The organism is Kitasatospora sp. NPDC023120, from assembly GCF_055560835.1.
Map to the genome: position 1 here is coordinate 15,048 of NZ_JBVHHY010000011.1, position 16,235 is coordinate 31,282.

A 16,235-nucleotide genomic window follows, 5' to 3' on the forward strand; every position below is an offset into this window, starting at 1 on the left:
CCCACCAGGCAGCGACGGCAGGGCGAGAGTTCCCTTCGCGGGCCCTCCACCCACCGCCACGAAAGCCCGGCTCAGCGCTCCCGCCCGCGCGGCTTCAGCGGCATCGCGGGCAGGTCCGGGGCGGGCAGGCGGTAGCCGGCGTAGCCGTGGACCTCGCCGAAGCGGGTGCCCGTCATCCAGTCCGTGCGGGCCTGGGCGATGTCCTCCGTCGAGCGGCCGATGAAGTTCCACCACATGACGATCTTCTCGTCGAAGGGCTCGCCGCCGAGGAGGAGGACGGCGGCGTCGGTGTGGGCGCGGAGGGGGAGGTGGGGGCGGCCGCAGCCGAGGTAGAGCATGGAGCCGGGTTCGACGGGGACGCCGTCGACGTCGACGCGGCCGGACATGGCGAGGACGGCGTACTCGAAGTCGGGGACGAGGGGCAGGCGCAGGTCAGCGCCCTCGGTGAGGGCGAGGTCGGCGCCGACGAGGGGGGTGTGGGTGGTGCCGGGCGAGGTGGCGGTGTCGAGAGTGCCGAGGATGACAGTGGCGCGCAGGCCCGGGGCGGTGACGACGGGCAGGTCGGGGTGGTGCTCGAAGGCGGGGGCGGTGTGCCGGTGGGCGTCCGGGAGGGCGACCCAGAGCTGGGCGCCGTGCAGGTGGCGGGCGTGCGGGCGCGGGGACTCCTCGGAGTGGGAGATCGCCCGGCCGGAGGTCATCAGGCCCAGTTCGTACGGGCGGACGGTCTGCAGGTTGCCGAGGCTGTCGCGGTGCAGCACCTCGCCCTCGTGCAGCCAGCTGACCGTCTGCAGGCCCATGTGCGGGTGCGGCGGCACCTGCATGCCGGGCTCGTCGGCGATGTCGTCCGGTCCGTAGTGGTCCACGAAGCACCAGGCGCCGACCATCCGGCGGCCGAGGTTGGGGAGCAGGCGTCGGACCACCGTGCTTCCGCCGAGCGGGAATTGACGGGGCGTCAGCAGGTCCTTCACCGGCCCGCCGGCGGCCTCGCGGCCGCAGGCGGTCGGGGTGGGCTTGAGGTCGAGGTTGCTCATCGCGGTTCCACCACCGTACGAGGAGGGCGGCCGGGCGGGGGCGCGGTCCGCCGCCGGTCGGTTCGTCACCGATCATCCGGCACGGTCCGACGTTCCTCCACCCGCGCCCGGCCATCCGGCGGTCGGCGATGAGCGCCCGACGGTCAGCGGCCGACGGCCGCGAGGCCGCCCGGGCTCAGTGCCGGCAGGCCCACCAGGCGTCCGCCGAGGCCTTGACGGCGGCGTCCCGAAGGTTGCGGACGGCCTCCGCCGGGTCCTCCGCGCCGTACACCGCCGAGCCGGCCACGAACACGTCCGCGCCCGCCTCGGCGCAGCGCTCGATGGTGCTCGCGGCGACGCCGCCGTCCACCTGCAGCCACAGCTCCAGATCGTGCTTGGCGATCAGCTCCCGGGTGCGGCGGATCTTCGGCAGCATGATGTCCAGGAACGCCTGGCCGCCGAAGCCGGGCTCGACGGTCATGATCAGCACCATGTCGAGCTCGGGCAGCAGGTCCTCGTACGGCTCGATCGGCGTGCCCGGCTTGAGCGCCATGGACGCCCGGGCGCCCTTGGCGCGGATCTCGCGGGCGAGCCGGACGGGCGCGGCGGCGGCCTCGACGTGGAAGGTGACCGAGCCGGCGCCGGCCTCGACGTACTGGGGGGCCCAGCGGTCCGGGTCCTCGATCATCAGGTGGAGGTCGAGGGGGATGTCGGTGGCGCGGGCGAGCGACTCGACCACCGGGACGCCCAGGGTCAGGTTGGGCACGAAGTGGTTGTCCATGACGTCCACGTGCAGCCAGTCGGAACCCCGGACGGCCTCGGCCTCGTCGGCGAGCCGGGCGAAGTCAGCGCTGAGGATGCTGGGGTTGATCTGGGCCATGACCGACTACCTTCACATGAGGGCTGGGGCGCCCCGGGAGCGGGCACCTCGCCCCATCATCTCCCGCCGCGCGGCCGCCCACCGCCCACCGCGACGCGGGCGTGACCGGCATCACAGGGCACTCGGGGTTACCGGGGCCGCCGCCGTGGTCATCAGCACTTGAGCGGTCCACGCTCCCGTCCGCGCGGTCCGAGCCACGGGCCGTCCGACGCCCGCCGGACCGTCCCGACCAGCCGAGCTCCCGCTCCCGCCCGAGCTCCGTCCGAGGAAGGTCCCCGATGACCGATCTCGTCCACCCCGCCCGCGCCCTGTGGTGGCTCTTCGAGCCGGTGCACGCCGTCTCCGCCTTCCATTCCGATGCCCGCGAGGCCTTCGAGGCGGCCGGGCTGCACGGCCGCCTGCACAGCTACTTCGCGAGCCGTTCGGCGCCGCTGGGAGCGGTGGACGCACCGCCGGTGATCGCCGCGTTCTTCAACTTCGCCCCGGCCATGGTCGAGCGCGCCCTGCCGGAGGCGTGGACGCACGCGAGCCCGGAGGAGGTGCTGGCCGCCCGGCTGAAGGGCGCGGCGGCGACGCTGGGCCGGCTGCTGGAGCACGTGGACCCGGAGCAGGTCGAGCTGGTCACGGAGACGCTGGAGCAGGTCGCGGCCCGGCTGGACTGCACCGGCCGGGTGCTGGCCGCCGCCAACGCCGCGCTCCCCCGGCCGACCGGACTGTACGAGCGGCTCTGGCAGGCCGCCACCGTGATGCGCGAGCACCGCGGGGACGGCCACGTGGCCGCGCTGGTGACGGCCGGGCTGGACGGCTGCGAGGCGCTGGTGGTCCGGTGCGCGATGGACATGCGGCGCGAGATGATCCAGCCGCTGCGCGGGTGGACGGACGCCGAGTGGGACGCCGCCACCGAGCGCCTGGTCGAGCGCGGCTGGCTGACGGCGCAGGGCTCGGTGACCGAGCTCGGCCGGATCCGCCACCAGAGCCTGGAAGCGGCGACCGACCTGGCCGCCGCCCGGGTGTGGGAGAACTACCCGCGTGCCGAACTCGACACCCTGGCAGCCGCGTTGAAGCCGATATCGGCACTCTGTCGTGGCCAGCTCCCGGTCAACCCGGCCGGACTGCCCGACAACCCGTAGGACCGCGCACGGCCGCCGAGGCGCTACACCCCGGGCGGTCCCAGCAGGATGCCCCGCCCCGCGTAGTACGCCCCGAACGAGCGCCACGGCACGCGCGCGAAGGCCTGCGACTCCCCCGGGAAACCGGACGGGTTGTGGACCAGCAGCGCCGTGTCCGTGGCGCCCACCGCCAGCACCAGGTGCCCGCCGGGCCGTACCGGCTCCGGCCCGGCCGGTTCCCGGATCGACGGGTGCACCGACACCATCACCAGCCGCCCGCCGACCAGCGCGGCCGACACCTCCTCGGGCGTCAACTCCCGCGCCTGCGCGGCCAGTCCCCACCGCCGCCGGACGTACTCGGCGAACGGGCGCCGGGATCAGCCCGTGCAGGCTCTCGCCGTCCCGCACGTACGCGCCGGCCGCCACGCACTCGCCCGCGAGCGCCATCGCCGTCGGCGTCACGCCCCACCAGTGCTCCAGCGCCATCCGCAGGCAGGCCACCCCGCACAGCCGCCACGACCACCACGCGTACTCCTGCGCGTCGGCCGCCCCGGACTGCCCCCAGCGCGGGTCCGCGGCCGCGTCCAGCCGTCCGTCGACGATCTCCCGCACCAGCTCCGGGGACTCCCACTGCGCCCGGTACATCCCCCGACGCTCTCACGCCGGGTGACCGGACAACTCACGACACTCCCTGAGTACCCGTACTCAGGCGGCCGACCTGCGGGTTCTCCTAACGTGATCACGCCGTGGACGAGAACGCAGGAGGCAGCAGTGAAGAAGGCCGCTCTGGGAGTACTGGCCATCCTGGCGATGGGCGCGCTGATCTTCATCGCGCCGTGGATCTACCTGGCGGTCACCATGGGACCGGACTCGCCCTCCACCCCCACCACCTACGCGCCCGTCGCGCCGTCGCCCACCGCCTCCTCGTCCCCGAGCCGCTTCCCGGCGCCCGCGGAGTCCCCCGCCCCGCCGGTCTCGCTGGACCGGTAGGCCAGCCGCTGCGCCGCGCGCCGTCCGCGCCGCTCCACCGGGATCGCGCCGGTGGCACCGGCCAGGCCGAACGGCGGCATGTCGAAGTAGATCGACTCGTACCCGCCCTCCGGCACGACGTACGTCTCGTGCCAGAGCCCGACGTGCCCGCGGAGCTTGCCCTCCCGCTGCTTGCGGTTGGCGATGCCCCACGCGGTGTGGTGGAAGCCGTCGGGCGCGGCCGCGTAGCCGTAGAGCTTCTCCTTCGACTCCCAGTACTGGACGACGTAGTAGGTGCGCGGCGAGGCGGTGAGCAGGATACGGCCGAGGAGGCCGCGCTCGGGGGCGCGGCGCAGTTCGTGGAGCATCCGGAACATCGCGAACATGACCGGGCCCCAGTGGTGCACCGCCCAGAACCGGTTGATCCGCATGCCGATCAGCAGCACCACGGTGTCGCCGGTGGCCGCGGCGGTGGTGTAGCCGCGCTGTGGCTTGGCGAACAACGGCATCTCTGCCTCCCCCTACCAGCCGGGGGCGTCGCCCGCCCCTGATGTAATCAGCGATTACATCAGGGGGCGATGACCCGGTCAAGGCTCTCCACCACCACAATTCGGCTACTGCGCAGGCCGGTTGGCGATCCCCTGGCCGAAGGTGTCGAGGACCTGCGCGGCCAGCTCCTCCGCCTTCTCGGCCGGCAGGTAACCGTCGACGATCATCTGCGCCAGCCCGTACACCAGCGCCTGCCCGGCCAGCCCGACCAGCGCCGGGTCCCCGGCGCGCAACCGGCCGGCCTCCTGGTCCGCGGCCACGACGTCGATCAACGCCCGGTCGATCCCGTCCAGTTGCTCCCGCAGCTCCGGCTCCCGCGCGGCCGCGAACACCCGCGAGCGCACCAGCTCGAAGCGCCGCGGATGGTGCACGGCGTACCGGACGAACCCCAGCCCGATCGTCCGCATCACCGAACCCCTGTCCGGTCCGGCGGCCGCGACCTGCGACTCCTGCCACCGCACGAAGTCCGCCAGCACCCGGTCCGCCAAGGCGGTCAACAGCGCCTGCCGGTCGGCGAAGTGCCGGAACGGCGCCCCCGCCGACACCCCCGCCCGCCGCGCCACCTCCCGCACGCTCACCTTCTCCTGGCCCTGCTCGTCCAGCACCTCGAACGCCGCCGCCACCAGCGCCTCCGGCAACGCCCCGTGGTGGTACGCCTCCCGCTCCCTGGTCTCACTCATGCCCGCCTTGCTACCACAGCCGGCCGGACCACGGAGTCGGCCCCGGCCGTGCGACCGGGTTCGGTCGGACAGCCGGGGCCGGGCGGGGCCAGGCAAGGCCGGGCGGGCAGCCGGGCGCAGCCGGACAGCCGGGGCCAGGGCCGTGGCCAGGGCCGGGCCGGGTCCGGGCGGGCGTCCTACCAGGCGTAGTCCTCCGGGGCGGGCCGGTGGCCCGGGAAGAGCTCGTCGAGGCGGTCGAGGGTCTTGCGGTCGAGCTCGAGGTCGAGCGCGGCGAGGGCGGTGTCGAGGTGGGCCGGGGTGCGGGGGCCGATGATGGGGGCGGTGACGGCCGGGCGGGAGAGCAGCCAGGCGAGGGCGAGGTCGGCGGGGTCGGTGCCGAGTTCCTCGGCGAAGTCCTCGTAGGCCTGGATGCGGTCGCGGTGCTTGGCGAGGAGCTCGCGCGCGTAGCCCGTGGCGCTGCGGCCCAGGGTGCCCTCGCGCTCCTTGCGCAGGATGCCGCCGAGCAGGCCGCTGCGCAGCGGGGACCACGGGATGAGCCCGAGGCCGTAGTGCTGGAGGGCGGGGATGACCTCGAGTTCGATCGTGCGGTCGAGGAGGTTGTAGAGGGACTGCTCGCTGACCAGGCCGAGGAAGTGGCGGGAGCGGGCGGCCTCCTGGGCCTGGGCGATGTGCCAGCCGGCGAAGTTGCTGGAGCCGACGTAGATGATCTTTCCCTGGGCGACCAGGACCTCCATCGCCTGCCAGATCTCCTCCCAGGGCGTGGCCCGGTCGATGTGGTGCATCTGGTAGAGGTCGATGTGGTCGGTCTGCAGCCGGCGCAGGCTGGCCTCGACGGCCCTGCGGATGGCGAGCGCGGACAGCTTGCCGTCGTTGGGCCAGTCGCTCATGTCGGCGTAGGCCTTGGTGGCGAGGACGGTGCGCTCGCGGCGGCCGCCGCCCCGGGCGAACCAGCGGCCGATGATCTCCTCGGTGCGGCCCCTGAGGTTGCCCTCGCTGTCGCGGCCGTAGCTGTTGGCGGTGTCGAAGAAGTTGATGCCGCGGTCGTGGGCGGTGTCCATGAGGCGGTGGGCGTCGGCCTCTTCGGTGTGCGGGCCGAAGTTCATGGTGCCGAGGCAGAGGCGGGAGACGGTCAGGCCGGTGCGGCCGAGGTGGGTGTACTCCATGGCGCCCCACCCAAGACCACACCGGCCCCCCTGTCCAGCACATTTCGCGGGCGTGCCGAATGCCCCGGCCACCCCCGCAGCGGGCCCCTTCGGTCAGCGCCCGTGCATGGCGAACTTCCGTACGGTGAGCGGCACACAGAGCACGAGCAGTGCGGCGCTCCAGAGCAGCGCGACGAGCACGGCGTGCTGCATCGGCCAGGCCGATCCGGGTGCCGAGGGGTTGCCGAAGAGCTCCCGGCAGGACTGGACGACGGAGCTGATCGGGTTCCAGTCCGCGACGAAGCGCAGCCAGCCGGGCATACCCCCGGTCGGCACGTACGCGTTGGTCACCATCGCCACCGGGAAGACCACGACGGAGAGTTGGCCGGCCGCCTCCTCCTTGCCGACGGTCAGGCCGAGCAGCGTGCCGACCCAGGTCATCACGAACCGGAAGAGCAGCAGCAGCGCGAACGCCCCTGCGGCGTCGTCGAGTCCGTTCCGGGCGCGCCATCCGGCGGCGAGCCCGACCAGGGCCAGCAGCGCCAGGACGACCGTGGAGACCAGCAGGTCGGCGAGGGTCTGCCCGAGCAGCAGGCCGGTGCGCGAGACCGGCATGGAGCGCAGCCGGTCGGTGACCCCGCGCCCGACGTCGCGGGCGGCGCCGACCATGGTGGGCATGATGCCGTTGGTGGCGACCATGGCGAACAGCCCGGGCATCAGGAACTCCCGGTAGTCACCGCCGCCCGGCACCTGCATGGCACTGCCGAAGACGTACCCGAAGACCACCACCATGACCACCGGGACGCCCAGCGAGGCGGCCAACAGGCCCGGTGAGTGACGGTAGTTGAGCAGGATGCGGAGCATCGACGTCCAGGTGTCGGAGCCCAGCCGGCCGACGGCGGACGGTCGCGGAGCGGCGTACCCGGCGATGGCCATCAGGCGGCCCTCCCCACGGCAGCGGCGGAGTCCTTGGTCAGCGCGAGGAACACGTCGTCCAGCGAGGGCGCCCGCACCGCGACGTCCTCCGCGACGACCCCGGCTCCGTCCAACTCCCGTACCAGCGAGGGCAGCAGGACGGACGCGCCCGGCATCGTCAGCACCGTGACGGTCCGTTCGGCGACGTCCACCTGCGCGTCGCCGCCCGTCAGCGCGGACAACACCACGGCAGTGGAGGCGAGTTGCCCCGGGTCGGCCAGGGTGACGGAGACCTGGCTGCCGATCGCCGCCTTGAGCCGGTCCGGCGGGCCGGTGGCGATGGCGGCGCCGTGGTCGACCACCACGATCTCGTCGGCCAGCCGGTCGGCCTCCTCCAGGTACTGGGTGGTGAGCAGCACGGTGGTGCCGTCCTCCGCCAACTCCTTGACGGTGTCCCAGATGTCCTGCCGGCTGCGCGCGTCGAGCCCGGTGGTCGGCTCGTCCAGGAACAGCACGGGCGGGCTGGTGACCAGGCTGGCGATGAGGTCGAGGCGCCGGCGCATGCCGCCGGAGTAGGTGCGCACCAGCCGGTCGGCGGCCCCGGTGAGGTCGAAGCGGGTGAGCAGTTCGTCGGCGCGCTCCCGGGCCCGGCGGGCGCCGAGGCGGTGCAGCCGGCCGAGCAGGTGGAGGTTGTCGCGCCCGGTGATGCCCTCGTCGACCGCGGCGTGCTGCCCGGCGAGGCCGATGGAGCGCCGGACGTCCTCGGCGGCGCGGACGACGTCGTGCCCGGCGACCTTGGCCGTGCCGCGGTCGGGCGCGACCAGGGTGGCGAGAACGCGGACGGCGGTGGTCTTGCCGGCGCCGTTGGGGCCGAGGAGACCGCAGACGGTGCCGGCCGGGACGGTGAGGTCGAGGCCGCGCAGGGCCTCGGTGGCACCGAATCGTTTCTCCACGCCCGCCATCTCGATGGCGGGCCGGGTGGTGTCGGACATGGCTCTGCCCCTTCTCTAGGTACAGCGTACGTAGAAGCGCGCGCAAGCGCATCCTACTACGTACGCCGTACGTATCTAAGATGGGGGAGCGAGGTGATCTTCCAGTGCCGTCCAGCAAGCCCAGCCCGACCAGCCAGCCCAGCTCGACCGGCTCGACCGGCTCGACCGGCTCGACCGGCGAGCCCAGCCCACCCGGCAGGCCCAGCCCGTCTGGCAGGCCCGCGCCGCCCGAGGCGCCCGAACTGATCTGGCTGCGCCCCGAGCGCACCGGCCGCGGCCCGCGCCCGGCCCACAGCCGCGACTCGATCGCCGCCGCAGCGATCACGATCGCCGACGCCGAGGGCCTGGACGCGGTCTCCATGCGCCGGGTCGCGGCCGCGCTCGGCGCGGGCACCATGTCGCTCTACAACTACGTGCCGAAGAAGGAGCACCTGCTCGACCTGATGCTCGACGCGGCCTCCGGCGAGTACGGTCCGCTGCCCGCGCCGAGCGGCGACGTCCGGGCCGACCTCGCCCGCCTCGCGCACGAGCAGCTCGCCATCTTCCGCCGCCACCCCTGGCTGCCCGCCCTGGTCCTGGCCCGCCCGAGCATCGGCCCCAACGCCCTGCGCTACACCGACCACTTCCTCGCCCTCACCGCGCCCACCGGCCTCGGCGGCGGCGCCCGGATGGAGGCGATGGCGCTGCTCAACGGCTTCGTCTGCCAGTACGCGCAGTACGAGCAGACGGCAGCCGCGGGCGCCAAGTGGCAGGCGGAGCTGGTCGGTTACCTCACCCAGGCCGCGATGAGCGGCGAATACCCGCACCTGGCCCAGGCGTTCGCCACCTCGGGCCCGCCCGCCGACCCGGACAAGGCCTTCGACCGCACCCTGGACCGGGTCATCACCGCGATCCTCGCCCCGGCCGCGGACGGTTAGGGTCTGCTGCGAAAGTGGATCTTGAGTTGCGATGATCATGGTGTGGCGCGAGGGGAACTGACAGACCGACAGTGGGCTCGGCTGGAGCCGTTGCTGCCAGCGGGGAAGAAGCCGGGGAGGCCGCGGACGTGGACGCGTCGGCAGCTGATCGACGGGATACGGTGGCGGACTCGGGCGGGCACACCATGGCGGGACATCCCCGAGCGATACGGCCCGTGGGACCGGATCTACGACCTGTTCCGCCGGTGGCAGCGCGACGGCACGTGGAAGCGGATCCTGGAACAACTGCAGGTCCAGGCCCACGCGCAGGGCCTGATCACCTGGGATGTGAGCGTGGACTCGACTGTCTGTCGCGCCCACCAGCACGCCGCCGGCGCGCGTAAAGAAGGGATCTTCAGCGCGAGCCGCCCGGCGGAATCGACACCGAGCCGGACGACCACGGGCTCGGACGGTCCCGGGGCGGCCTGCGCCCCCCGCACCGGCCCCGGACGGCCACGCACCACACCCGACAGGGTCCGCGCCGACAAAGCCTACGGATCTCGCGCGAACCGCTCCTACCTGCGCAGACGCAGGATCGAGTGCACCATCCCGGAGAAGGCCGACCAGGTCCGAAACCGCAAGGAGCTCGGCTCCCATGGCGGGCGCCCGCCGAAGTTCGACAAGGACGACTACAAGGAGCGCCACGCGGTGGAGTGCGGAATCAATCGCCTCAAGCGCCATCGAGCTGTGGCCACGAGGTACGACAAGTCGGCCGTGCGCTACGAGGCAACGGTGCTGGTCGCAGCCGTCAACGAGTGGCTGTGACCAGCACGGTCGCAACGCTCCTTAGTGGACGCAGAACTCGTTGCCGGCCGGGTCCTGCAGCACAGTCCAGGTGAGACCCGGAATGCTGTGCTCGCCAACGACGCTCGCACCCAGAGCGACCAGCCGCTCCACCTCCTCCGCCAGACCCGTGCCGGGCGCGGCAGCGAAGTCGACGTGTACACGGTTCTTGCCCCGCCGCTCTTCGGCCACACGCTGGAAACCCAGTGCCAACGGCTGCGCCCTGACGATGACGAAGTCGCCGTGGTCCTGGGCGATCTCGCCTCCCAACGCAGTGGCCCACCACTGAGCCAACTCCTGCGGTTCCGCACAATCCATCGTGATCATTACTGCTGTCAGACTCATGATCGGCACCCTAAGGGGTCGGCGCCGGAAGTCCTTCGGGGGTTGAGGCCGGAACCGATGGCGTGCATTGGTGATTCGCCCGTGCGGTTACAGTCTCACCATGACTGGTGGGGAGCAGGGGCAGGGGCAGGCGACGTCGCCGGGCGCGGTGGCGCCTCGGGCAGGGGATGCCGACCGGGAGTCGGTGGCTGAGAGGCTGCGGGTTGCCGCGGGGGAGGGCCGTATCGACCTTGCCGAGTTGGAGGAGAGGCTCGATCGGGCCTATGGCGCCAAGACGTATGCCGAACTCGACGTGCTAGTGGCCGATCTGCCGCAGGAGCAGCCTTCCGGATTGCCCGCCGGCACTGATACGGAAACGCTTGTTCTCAAGACCCGCCTGGGCAATATCAAGCAGGGCGGCCGGTGGACAGTTCCCCGGAGAATCATCGCCGAGTGCAAGATGTTGAACATCGTGATCGACTTCACCGAGGCTGCCTGTGCGCACCGTGATGTCACCGTTGAGGCGAGTTGCGGCACGGGCGGCATCCAGTTGATCGTCCCGCAGGGCTGGGCGGTGCAGATCGATGCGTCGAGCACCAACACTGCTCACATCAGCAACAAGGCCACCGCACCGGCTGACCCGGCCTCCCCGACGCTCACAGTCGTCGGGCATCCGCGAGCCGGCTACATCAAGATCAAACAACTCCGCCAGAAGCGATAGCCTGCGCTCGCGTGGGCAGTGAGTATGGGGGCATCCTGCCGGGTCGTTGCGTCAGGTGGTACGGCAAGCTCTGGCCGGTAAGGTCGACAACGGACGGTCAGGCCAGCACCGACCTCGGCAGCACCCCGGCAACCCGCCCGTCCACCAGCACCGACACCCCGGCGCCAGCCTCCCCCAGGACCGCCCGTGCCTCGGCCGGTGACTGCCCGACACCCACCGCCGGCAGCGCCGGTCCGAGCAGCGCGCCCAAGGGGTCGCCCGGTTTGGCGGAGCCGTCCGCGAGCGCCGCCGCCAGCACCTCCCGGCGCACCGAGCCGACCACCTCCGCCGCCGCGACCCCGAACGGCCGCACCGCCCGCGTCAGCACCACCGGCGCCACCCCGCCCGGCGCGGCACGCAGCACCTCCGACGCCTCGCCGACCCTCGCACCGGCCTCGACCGCCACCAGCGGGCCGGCGGCGTCGAGCAGCGCTCGCAAGCCGGTGCCCTCCTCCAGGAACCCCCACTCCCGCATCCACGCGTCGCTGTGCACCTTGGACAGGTACGAGCGCCCGGAGTCCGGCAGCAGGACGACGACCAGGTCCTCCGGCCCCAGCCCGCGCGCCACCCGCAGCGCCGCCGCCACCGCCGTACCGGACGACGGGCCCGCCAGGATGCCTTCCTCCCTTGCCAGTTGCCGCGCCGCCTGCAGGGACTCGCGGTCCGGGATGCGTTCGAAGGCGTCGACCACCTCCGAGCGGTAGGCCTGCGGCCAGCGGTCCTCGACGGTGTCGGGGTGCAGGAAGTGCCCGATGCTCTCGACGTACCACGGGCTGCCGTCGCCGCCCCCGTACAGCGAGGACTCCGGGTCGGCCCCGACCACCGTCACCGCGCCGCCGGACACCTCCTTCAGGTAGCCGCCGGTGCCGGTGATGGTGCCGCCGGTGCCGACGCCCGCGACGAAGTGGGTCACCCGGCCGCCGGTCTGCTCCCAGACCTCCGGGCCGGTGGTCCGCACATGGGCGTCCGGATTGGCCAGGTTGTCGTACTGGTTGGCCAGCCAGGCGCCGGGGATCTCCTCCACCAGCCGCCGGACGACGTGGAACAGGTGCCGCGGATCCTCCTGGGGCACGGACGTCGGCGCGAGCACCACCTCCGCGCCGTACGCCCGCAGGATGTCGGACTTCTCCGACGCGGCCTTGTCCGACACCCCGGCGATCACCCGGTAGCCGCGCTGGCGCCCGACGATGGTCAGCCCGATACCGGTGTTCCCCGAGGTCGCCTCGACGATCGTGCCGCCGGGCTTCAGCAGACCGTCCCGCTCGGCGGCCAGCACCATCGACAGCGCGGCGCGGTCCTTGACGCTGCCGCCGATGTTGAGGAACTCGGCCTTGGCGTAGATCGGCGCGGCGATCCCGGCGCCGAGCCGGGCGAGCCGGAACAGCGGCGTCCCGCCGATCCCATCGAGGACGGTTTCGTGAACTGCGGCCATCTGCGGCCCCTTTCGCTAGCTGTCCGCCCGAGCCTGCCCAACCGTGGGACCCGCTAGCCGCCGACAGCGCCGGAACGAGCCGAGATCACACCCACGGTCGACAGCTCGCCGCACCCGGAGCAGCACGACCCGCGAGTGCGCCGCTTCCGCGGTCGCCCCTGATGATCACTCCGACCGCCGCCTCGTCGGCGACTCGGCACAGCAGCCGGCCCGGGGAGCCCGGCCACCGCCGCCTCCGGAGCGCGGTCAACGTCTCCCGGTCCACCCGGCCCCCTCTCGATCGCCGCCGAGTCTGTCACACCTGCCCCACCAGCCCCGACGTGGCGAAATCCCCTCGTCACGGTCGCCCGGCTCCCGTAGCGTGGTGCGGTCGATCTTGGAGCCAGAACGGGGTACCCCATCATGCAGCAGTACCAGGGCTGGGCCGACGAACGCTTCGGCGCCGTCGCGGACGCCTTCGCCCGCAACTTCGCCGAGTTCCCCGAACTGGGCTCCGCGGTCACGGTGTTCGCCGGCGGCCGCAAGGTGGTCGAACTGTGGGGCGGCACCGCCGACGAGCGCACCGGCCGGGCCTGGACCCAGGACACCGTGGTGCCGGTCTTCTCCTGCGCCAAGGGCGCGGTGAGCATCTCCGCGCACCTGCTCGCCCAGCAGGGCAGGCTCGACCTGGACGCCCCGATCGCCCGCTACTGGCCCGAGTTCGCGCAGCACGGAAAGCAGGCGATCACCACCCGGATGATCCTCGGCCACCGCGCCGGCCTCCCGGCCCTGGACGCGGTGCTCTCCTTCGAGGAGATCGCCGCCTGGGAGCCGGTGGTCCGGGCGATCGAGGCGCAGCAGCCGCTCTGGGAGCCGGGCACCACCTACGAGTACCACGGCCATGTGCTCGGCTTCGCGGTCGGCGAGGTGATCCGCCGGATCACCGGCCTGACCCCGGGCGCGTTCCTGCGCAAGGAGATCGCCGAGCCGCTCGGCGACCTGCCGGTCTGGATCGGCCTGCCGGAGAGCGAACTCCCGCGCCTGGCACGGCTGGTGGAGGCCGATGGCCGCCGCCCGATGCCCGGCCCGGAGCACCTGCTCACCCGGATCGTGACGATGAACGGCGCGCTGGTCTTCCCCGGCCTGGACGTGCCGCACGGCTGGAACGACCCGGCCCTGCACGCGATCGAGCTGCCCGGCGCGGGCGCCGTCGCCTCGGCCACCGGCCTGGCCGGCCTGTACGCGGCGGCGGTCACCGGCCTGGACGGCTCCCCCCGCCTGCTCTCGCACGACACCGTCACCGACGCGGTGCGTGAAGTCTCCTCCGGCGCGGGCTTCCTGGGCTTCGACATGGGCGCCCGCTGGGGCTCCGGCGTCCTGCTCGACTCCCCGTCCTTCCGCAAGCTGCTCGGCGGGCGGAGCTTCGGCAACGACGGCGCCGGCGGCCAGTTCGCCTTCGGTGACGACGAGTTCGGCATCGGCTTCGCCTACGTCGCCAACCGGATGATCGGCCACGGCGACGCCCGCGCGAACGGGCTGATCGACGCGGTGCGCGGGTGCCTGGGGTGACGGACTTCCTCACTCTCCTCGCCGGCCTCGCCACCACCGGCAGCCTCGGCGAGCTGCGCTACGGCGCCTCCCTGCCCGAACTCGCCGCCCTCTACGGCGATCCGCGGGACGGCGGCCAGATCCGCAGCGGGCACCGCTGGCCGCACGGCTTCGTCTGGCACGACGTGCCGACGGTGTTCTGCCGCTGCCGGCAGCTCCACTCGCTGTCCCTGCCGGTCTGGACCGGCGAGCTCGAACTCCCGCGGCCGGGAGGCGAGTCGGTGACCTTCGGCACCCGCATCACCGAGACCGAGCTGATGGCCGCGCTGACCGCCACCGGTCGCACCTGGGAGACGGTGACGTACGAGAACCTCCCGAACCAGCGGAACCTGCTCTTCTCCCCGGCCGAGGAGGTCCGGGTGGAGCTGGTCCTGACCAATCGGGAGGACTACGACGAGCCGCCGCTGGAGGAGTGGGTGCTGTACAAGGCGATGATGTGGGGCTACGAGCACAGCGACTGTCCCGAGCCGGACCGCACCCTGCCCGACGACGGCTGGGGCGCGGCCGAGTCCTGAGCCGACGTTGCCGAGGGTGCCGAGGACGTCGAGGACGTCGAGGACGTCGAGGACGTCGAGGACGTCGAGGACGCCGAGGACGCCGAGGACGTCGGCGAGGCCGGGGAGGGGCCGTTCCGTCCCCTGTGCGGAACGGCCCCTCGCCCGGCTCGACCCGGCGCTACTTCAGCAGGAAGTCGTACACCGCCTGCCGCCCGGCCGGGTTCGCCGCCCGGGTCTGCACCGAGTGCGCCGCCCCGGGGACGATCACGACCTGCGGGTCGTGCGCCGACTTCGCCTCCTGGTAGAGCCATTCGTACGGCGTGGACAGGTCACGGTCCCCGCCGAGCAGCAACACCGGCACGTTCGGCAGCTTGCGGTGCGCCGGCGGCGTCGGCGGCACCGGCTCGCGCGGCCAGTCCAGGCAGACCAACAGGCTGCCCAGCCCGGTCGCGGTCGCCGCGTCGTACGGCCAGGTCTGCTCGGCGGTCAGCTCCTGCCGGGTGCGCTCCAGCGCGGCCGCGCGTCCCGCGACCGGGGTGTCGGTGGTGCCCCACGGGTAGCGCCCGTCGGCGCACAGGGTGGCGGCGTGCAGGCCCTGGCTGAGGAATTCGGCGGGCGCGGCGTCGTTCTGGTGCACCTCGTCGATGAAGGCCTGGAGCTTGGCCGGCTGTCCGCCGGCGGCCTCGTGCAGCGCCTCCGGCACTCCGCCGTAGTTCGGGTCGGCGAACTCGTAGCTGGTCAGCGCGTCGAGGATCCGCGCCCCGTTGCCGTACGTCCGCACGGTGGTGGCGAGGTCGGCGGCCGGGTCGGTGGTGCAGCCGGTGGCCTGGCAGGCGGCGCGCAGGACCCGGGCGGTGGCGGGCAGCGCGATCAGGTCGAGCGGGTCGTAACCCTGTTGCGGCACAACCGAGTCGAGCACCAGCCGGGACACGTGCGCCGGGTGGGCGAGCGCGTACCGCTCGGCGACGAAGGTGCCGTAGGAGACGCCGTCGATGGCGAGGCGGCGGTCACCGAGGGCCTGGCGCAGGAGGTCCATGTCGCCGACGGTGTCCGCGGTGCTGTAGAAGCGGGCGTTCGGACCGAGGGTGGCGGCGCAGTCGGCGATGGACTGCTTGCGGGGCGGGGCGAGGTCGGAGGAGCCCATGTCCTCCTGCAGCCCGGGGCACTGGAGCGCCCGCTCGCCGGTGCCGCGCTGGTCGAACATGACCAGGCGGTAGTCCTTGAGGACGGGCGTCAGCTTGCTCGCGATCCGCCGGATCAGCGGCACGCCGGGCTGGCCGGGGCCACCGGCGAGGAACAGCAAGTCGCCCTTGGGCGCGTCGGCGTTCCCGGTCATCGCCACGTCGAGCAGGAGGCTGCCGGGGGTGGCGCCGCTGTGGTCGAGCGGCACGGTGATGGTCCCGCAGGTGAATTCGGGCGCGCCCTGGCAGGGTGCCTGCCCGGCGATTCCACCACCGTGTCGGGCGGGTTCGGCGGGCGCCGCGATGGCGGGGGCGGTGGCCAGGGTGGTGCCGGCGACCATCGCGACGGCGCCCAGCAGGGCGGCCACGCGACCGCGCGTGCTCGTCATGTTCGTCCTTCCGTCGCGCCGCGTCCGTGCTGACGCGGCCACGGGAATCAGCTTGTGCCGGGGTGACCTCGAACGCGAGC

At 72.9% G+C, this 16,235-nt stretch carries 17 protein-coding genes; 6 read left to right on the forward strand and 11 right to left on the reverse strand.

Features of this window, described 5'->3' with window-relative positions; genetic code table 11:
- Positions 1 to 71 precede the first annotated feature (71 nt).
- Together ACZ3TI_RS17590 and rpe are read right to left on the reverse strand one after the other, a co-directional pair.
- Complete coding sequence (locus ACZ3TI_RS17590; RefSeq protein ID WP_465727110.1) at positions 72 to 1,031, reverse strand: pirin family protein; 960 nt, start codon at positions 1,029 to 1,031, stop codon at positions 72 to 74.
- A gap of 175 nt (positions 1,032 to 1,206) precedes the next feature.
- Positions 1,207 to 1,890, reverse strand: coding sequence for a ribulose-phosphate 3-epimerase (rpe, locus tag ACZ3TI_RS17595; RefSeq protein WP_465727111.1), 684 nt, complete (start codon positions 1,888 to 1,890; stop codon positions 1,207 to 1,209).
- A gap of 278 nt (positions 1,891 to 2,168) precedes the next feature.
- On the opposite strand from rpe, the gene ACZ3TI_RS17600 reads away from it, so the two are divergent.
- Positions 2,169 to 3,020, forward strand: a complete 852-nt coding sequence (locus tag ACZ3TI_RS17600) for an SCO6745 family protein (protein WP_465727112.1) — start codon at positions 2,169 to 2,171, stop codon at positions 3,018 to 3,020.
- A 23-nt stretch (positions 3,021 to 3,043) separates the two neighbouring features.
- Here ACZ3TI_RS17600 and ACZ3TI_RS17605 read toward each other — a convergent pair whose 3' ends face one another.
- The 6 genes from ACZ3TI_RS17605 to ACZ3TI_RS17630 all read right to left on the reverse strand — a co-directional run bounded on the left by ACZ3TI_RS17605 (position 3,044) and on the right by ACZ3TI_RS17630 (position 8,246).
- The gene (locus tag ACZ3TI_RS17605) at positions 3,044 to 3,313 is read right to left on the reverse strand and encodes a hypothetical protein (protein ID WP_465727113.1); all 270 of its coding nucleotides are present in this window, start codon (positions 3,311 to 3,313) and stop codon (positions 3,044 to 3,046) included.
- A 576-nt stretch (positions 3,314 to 3,889) separates the two neighbouring features.
- Positions 3,890 to 4,477, reverse strand: coding sequence for a DUF4188 domain-containing protein (locus ACZ3TI_RS17610; RefSeq protein ID WP_465727114.1), 588 nt, complete (start codon positions 4,475 to 4,477; stop codon positions 3,890 to 3,892).
- Between the two features lie 105 nt (positions 4,478 to 4,582).
- Positions 4,583 to 5,197, reverse strand: coding sequence for a TetR/AcrR family transcriptional regulator (locus tag ACZ3TI_RS17615; RefSeq protein WP_465727115.1), 615 nt, complete (start codon positions 5,195 to 5,197; stop codon positions 4,583 to 4,585).
- Positions 5,198 to 5,373: 176 nt separating this feature from the next.
- The gene (locus ACZ3TI_RS17620) at positions 5,374 to 6,360 is read right to left on the reverse strand and encodes an aldo/keto reductase (RefSeq protein ID WP_465727116.1); all 987 of its coding nucleotides are present in this window, start codon (positions 6,358 to 6,360) and stop codon (positions 5,374 to 5,376) included.
- A 93-nt stretch (positions 6,361 to 6,453) separates the two neighbouring features.
- Positions 6,454 to 7,275: an ABC transporter permease gene (locus ACZ3TI_RS17625; protein WP_465727117.1), complete on the reverse strand. Its 822-nt coding sequence runs from the start codon at positions 7,273 to 7,275 to the stop codon at positions 6,454 to 6,456.
- Positions 7,275 to 8,246, reverse strand: coding sequence for an ATP-binding cassette domain-containing protein (locus ACZ3TI_RS17630; protein ID WP_465727118.1), 972 nt, complete (start codon positions 8,244 to 8,246; stop codon positions 7,275 to 7,277). Before ACZ3TI_RS17630 ends, ACZ3TI_RS17625 begins: the two co-directional genes overlap by 1 nt.
- A 104-nt stretch (positions 8,247 to 8,350) precedes the next feature.
- Here ACZ3TI_RS17630 and ACZ3TI_RS17635 point away from each other — a divergent pair, with 104 nt between their 5' ends.
- On the forward strand, positions 8,351 to 9,163 hold the full coding sequence (locus tag ACZ3TI_RS17635) for a TetR/AcrR family transcriptional regulator (protein WP_465727119.1): 813 nt from the start codon (positions 8,351 to 8,353) through the stop codon (positions 9,161 to 9,163).
- Positions 9,164 to 9,205: 42 nt separating this feature from the next.
- Positions 9,206 to 9,967, forward strand: coding sequence for an IS5 family transposase (locus ACZ3TI_RS17640; RefSeq protein WP_465727120.1), 762 nt, complete (start codon positions 9,206 to 9,208; stop codon positions 9,965 to 9,967).
- A 21-nt stretch (positions 9,968 to 9,988) separates the two neighbouring features.
- Here ACZ3TI_RS17640 and ACZ3TI_RS17645 read toward each other — a convergent pair whose 3' ends face one another.
- Positions 9,989 to 10,330, reverse strand: a complete 342-nt coding sequence (locus tag ACZ3TI_RS17645) for a VOC family protein (protein WP_465727121.1) — start codon at positions 10,328 to 10,330, stop codon at positions 9,989 to 9,991.
- 100 nt (positions 10,331 to 10,430) lie between these two features.
- On the opposite strand from ACZ3TI_RS17645, the gene ACZ3TI_RS17650 reads away from it, so the two are divergent.
- A complete protein-coding gene (locus ACZ3TI_RS17650; RefSeq protein ID WP_465727122.1) occupies positions 10,431 to 11,030 on the forward strand; it encodes a DUF1707 SHOCT-like domain-containing protein in 600 nt (199 codons plus the stop codon).
- A gap of 97 nt (positions 11,031 to 11,127) precedes the next feature.
- Here ACZ3TI_RS17650 and ACZ3TI_RS17655 read toward each other — a convergent pair whose 3' ends face one another.
- Positions 11,128 to 12,501 (reverse strand): pyridoxal-phosphate dependent enzyme, encoded by a 1,374-nt coding sequence (locus tag ACZ3TI_RS17655; protein WP_465727123.1) that lies wholly within the window; start codon positions 12,499 to 12,501, stop codon positions 11,128 to 11,130.
- A gap of 402 nt (positions 12,502 to 12,903) precedes the next feature.
- Here ACZ3TI_RS17655 and ACZ3TI_RS17660 point away from each other — a divergent pair, with 402 nt between their 5' ends.
- Together ACZ3TI_RS17660 and ACZ3TI_RS17665 are read left to right on the forward strand one after the other, a co-directional pair.
- Entirely contained in the window at positions 12,904 to 14,049 is a 1,146-nt protein-coding gene (locus ACZ3TI_RS17660; RefSeq protein WP_465727124.1) for a serine hydrolase domain-containing protein, read from the forward strand.
- Entirely contained in the window at positions 14,046 to 14,603 is a 558-nt protein-coding gene (locus ACZ3TI_RS17665) for a hypothetical protein (RefSeq protein WP_465727125.1), read from the forward strand. The genes ACZ3TI_RS17660 and ACZ3TI_RS17665 overlap by 4 nt, the downstream gene beginning before the upstream one ends.
- Before the next feature lie 160 nt (positions 14,604 to 14,763).
- Here ACZ3TI_RS17665 and ACZ3TI_RS17670 read toward each other — a convergent pair whose 3' ends face one another.
- Positions 14,764 to 16,155 carry an alpha/beta fold hydrolase gene (locus tag ACZ3TI_RS17670; RefSeq protein ID WP_465727126.1) on the reverse strand — a complete coding sequence of 464 codons (1,392 nt, stop codon included), beginning with the start codon at positions 16,153 to 16,155 and terminating at the stop codon, positions 14,764 to 14,766.
- Positions 16,156 to 16,235: the final 80 nt, after the last annotated feature.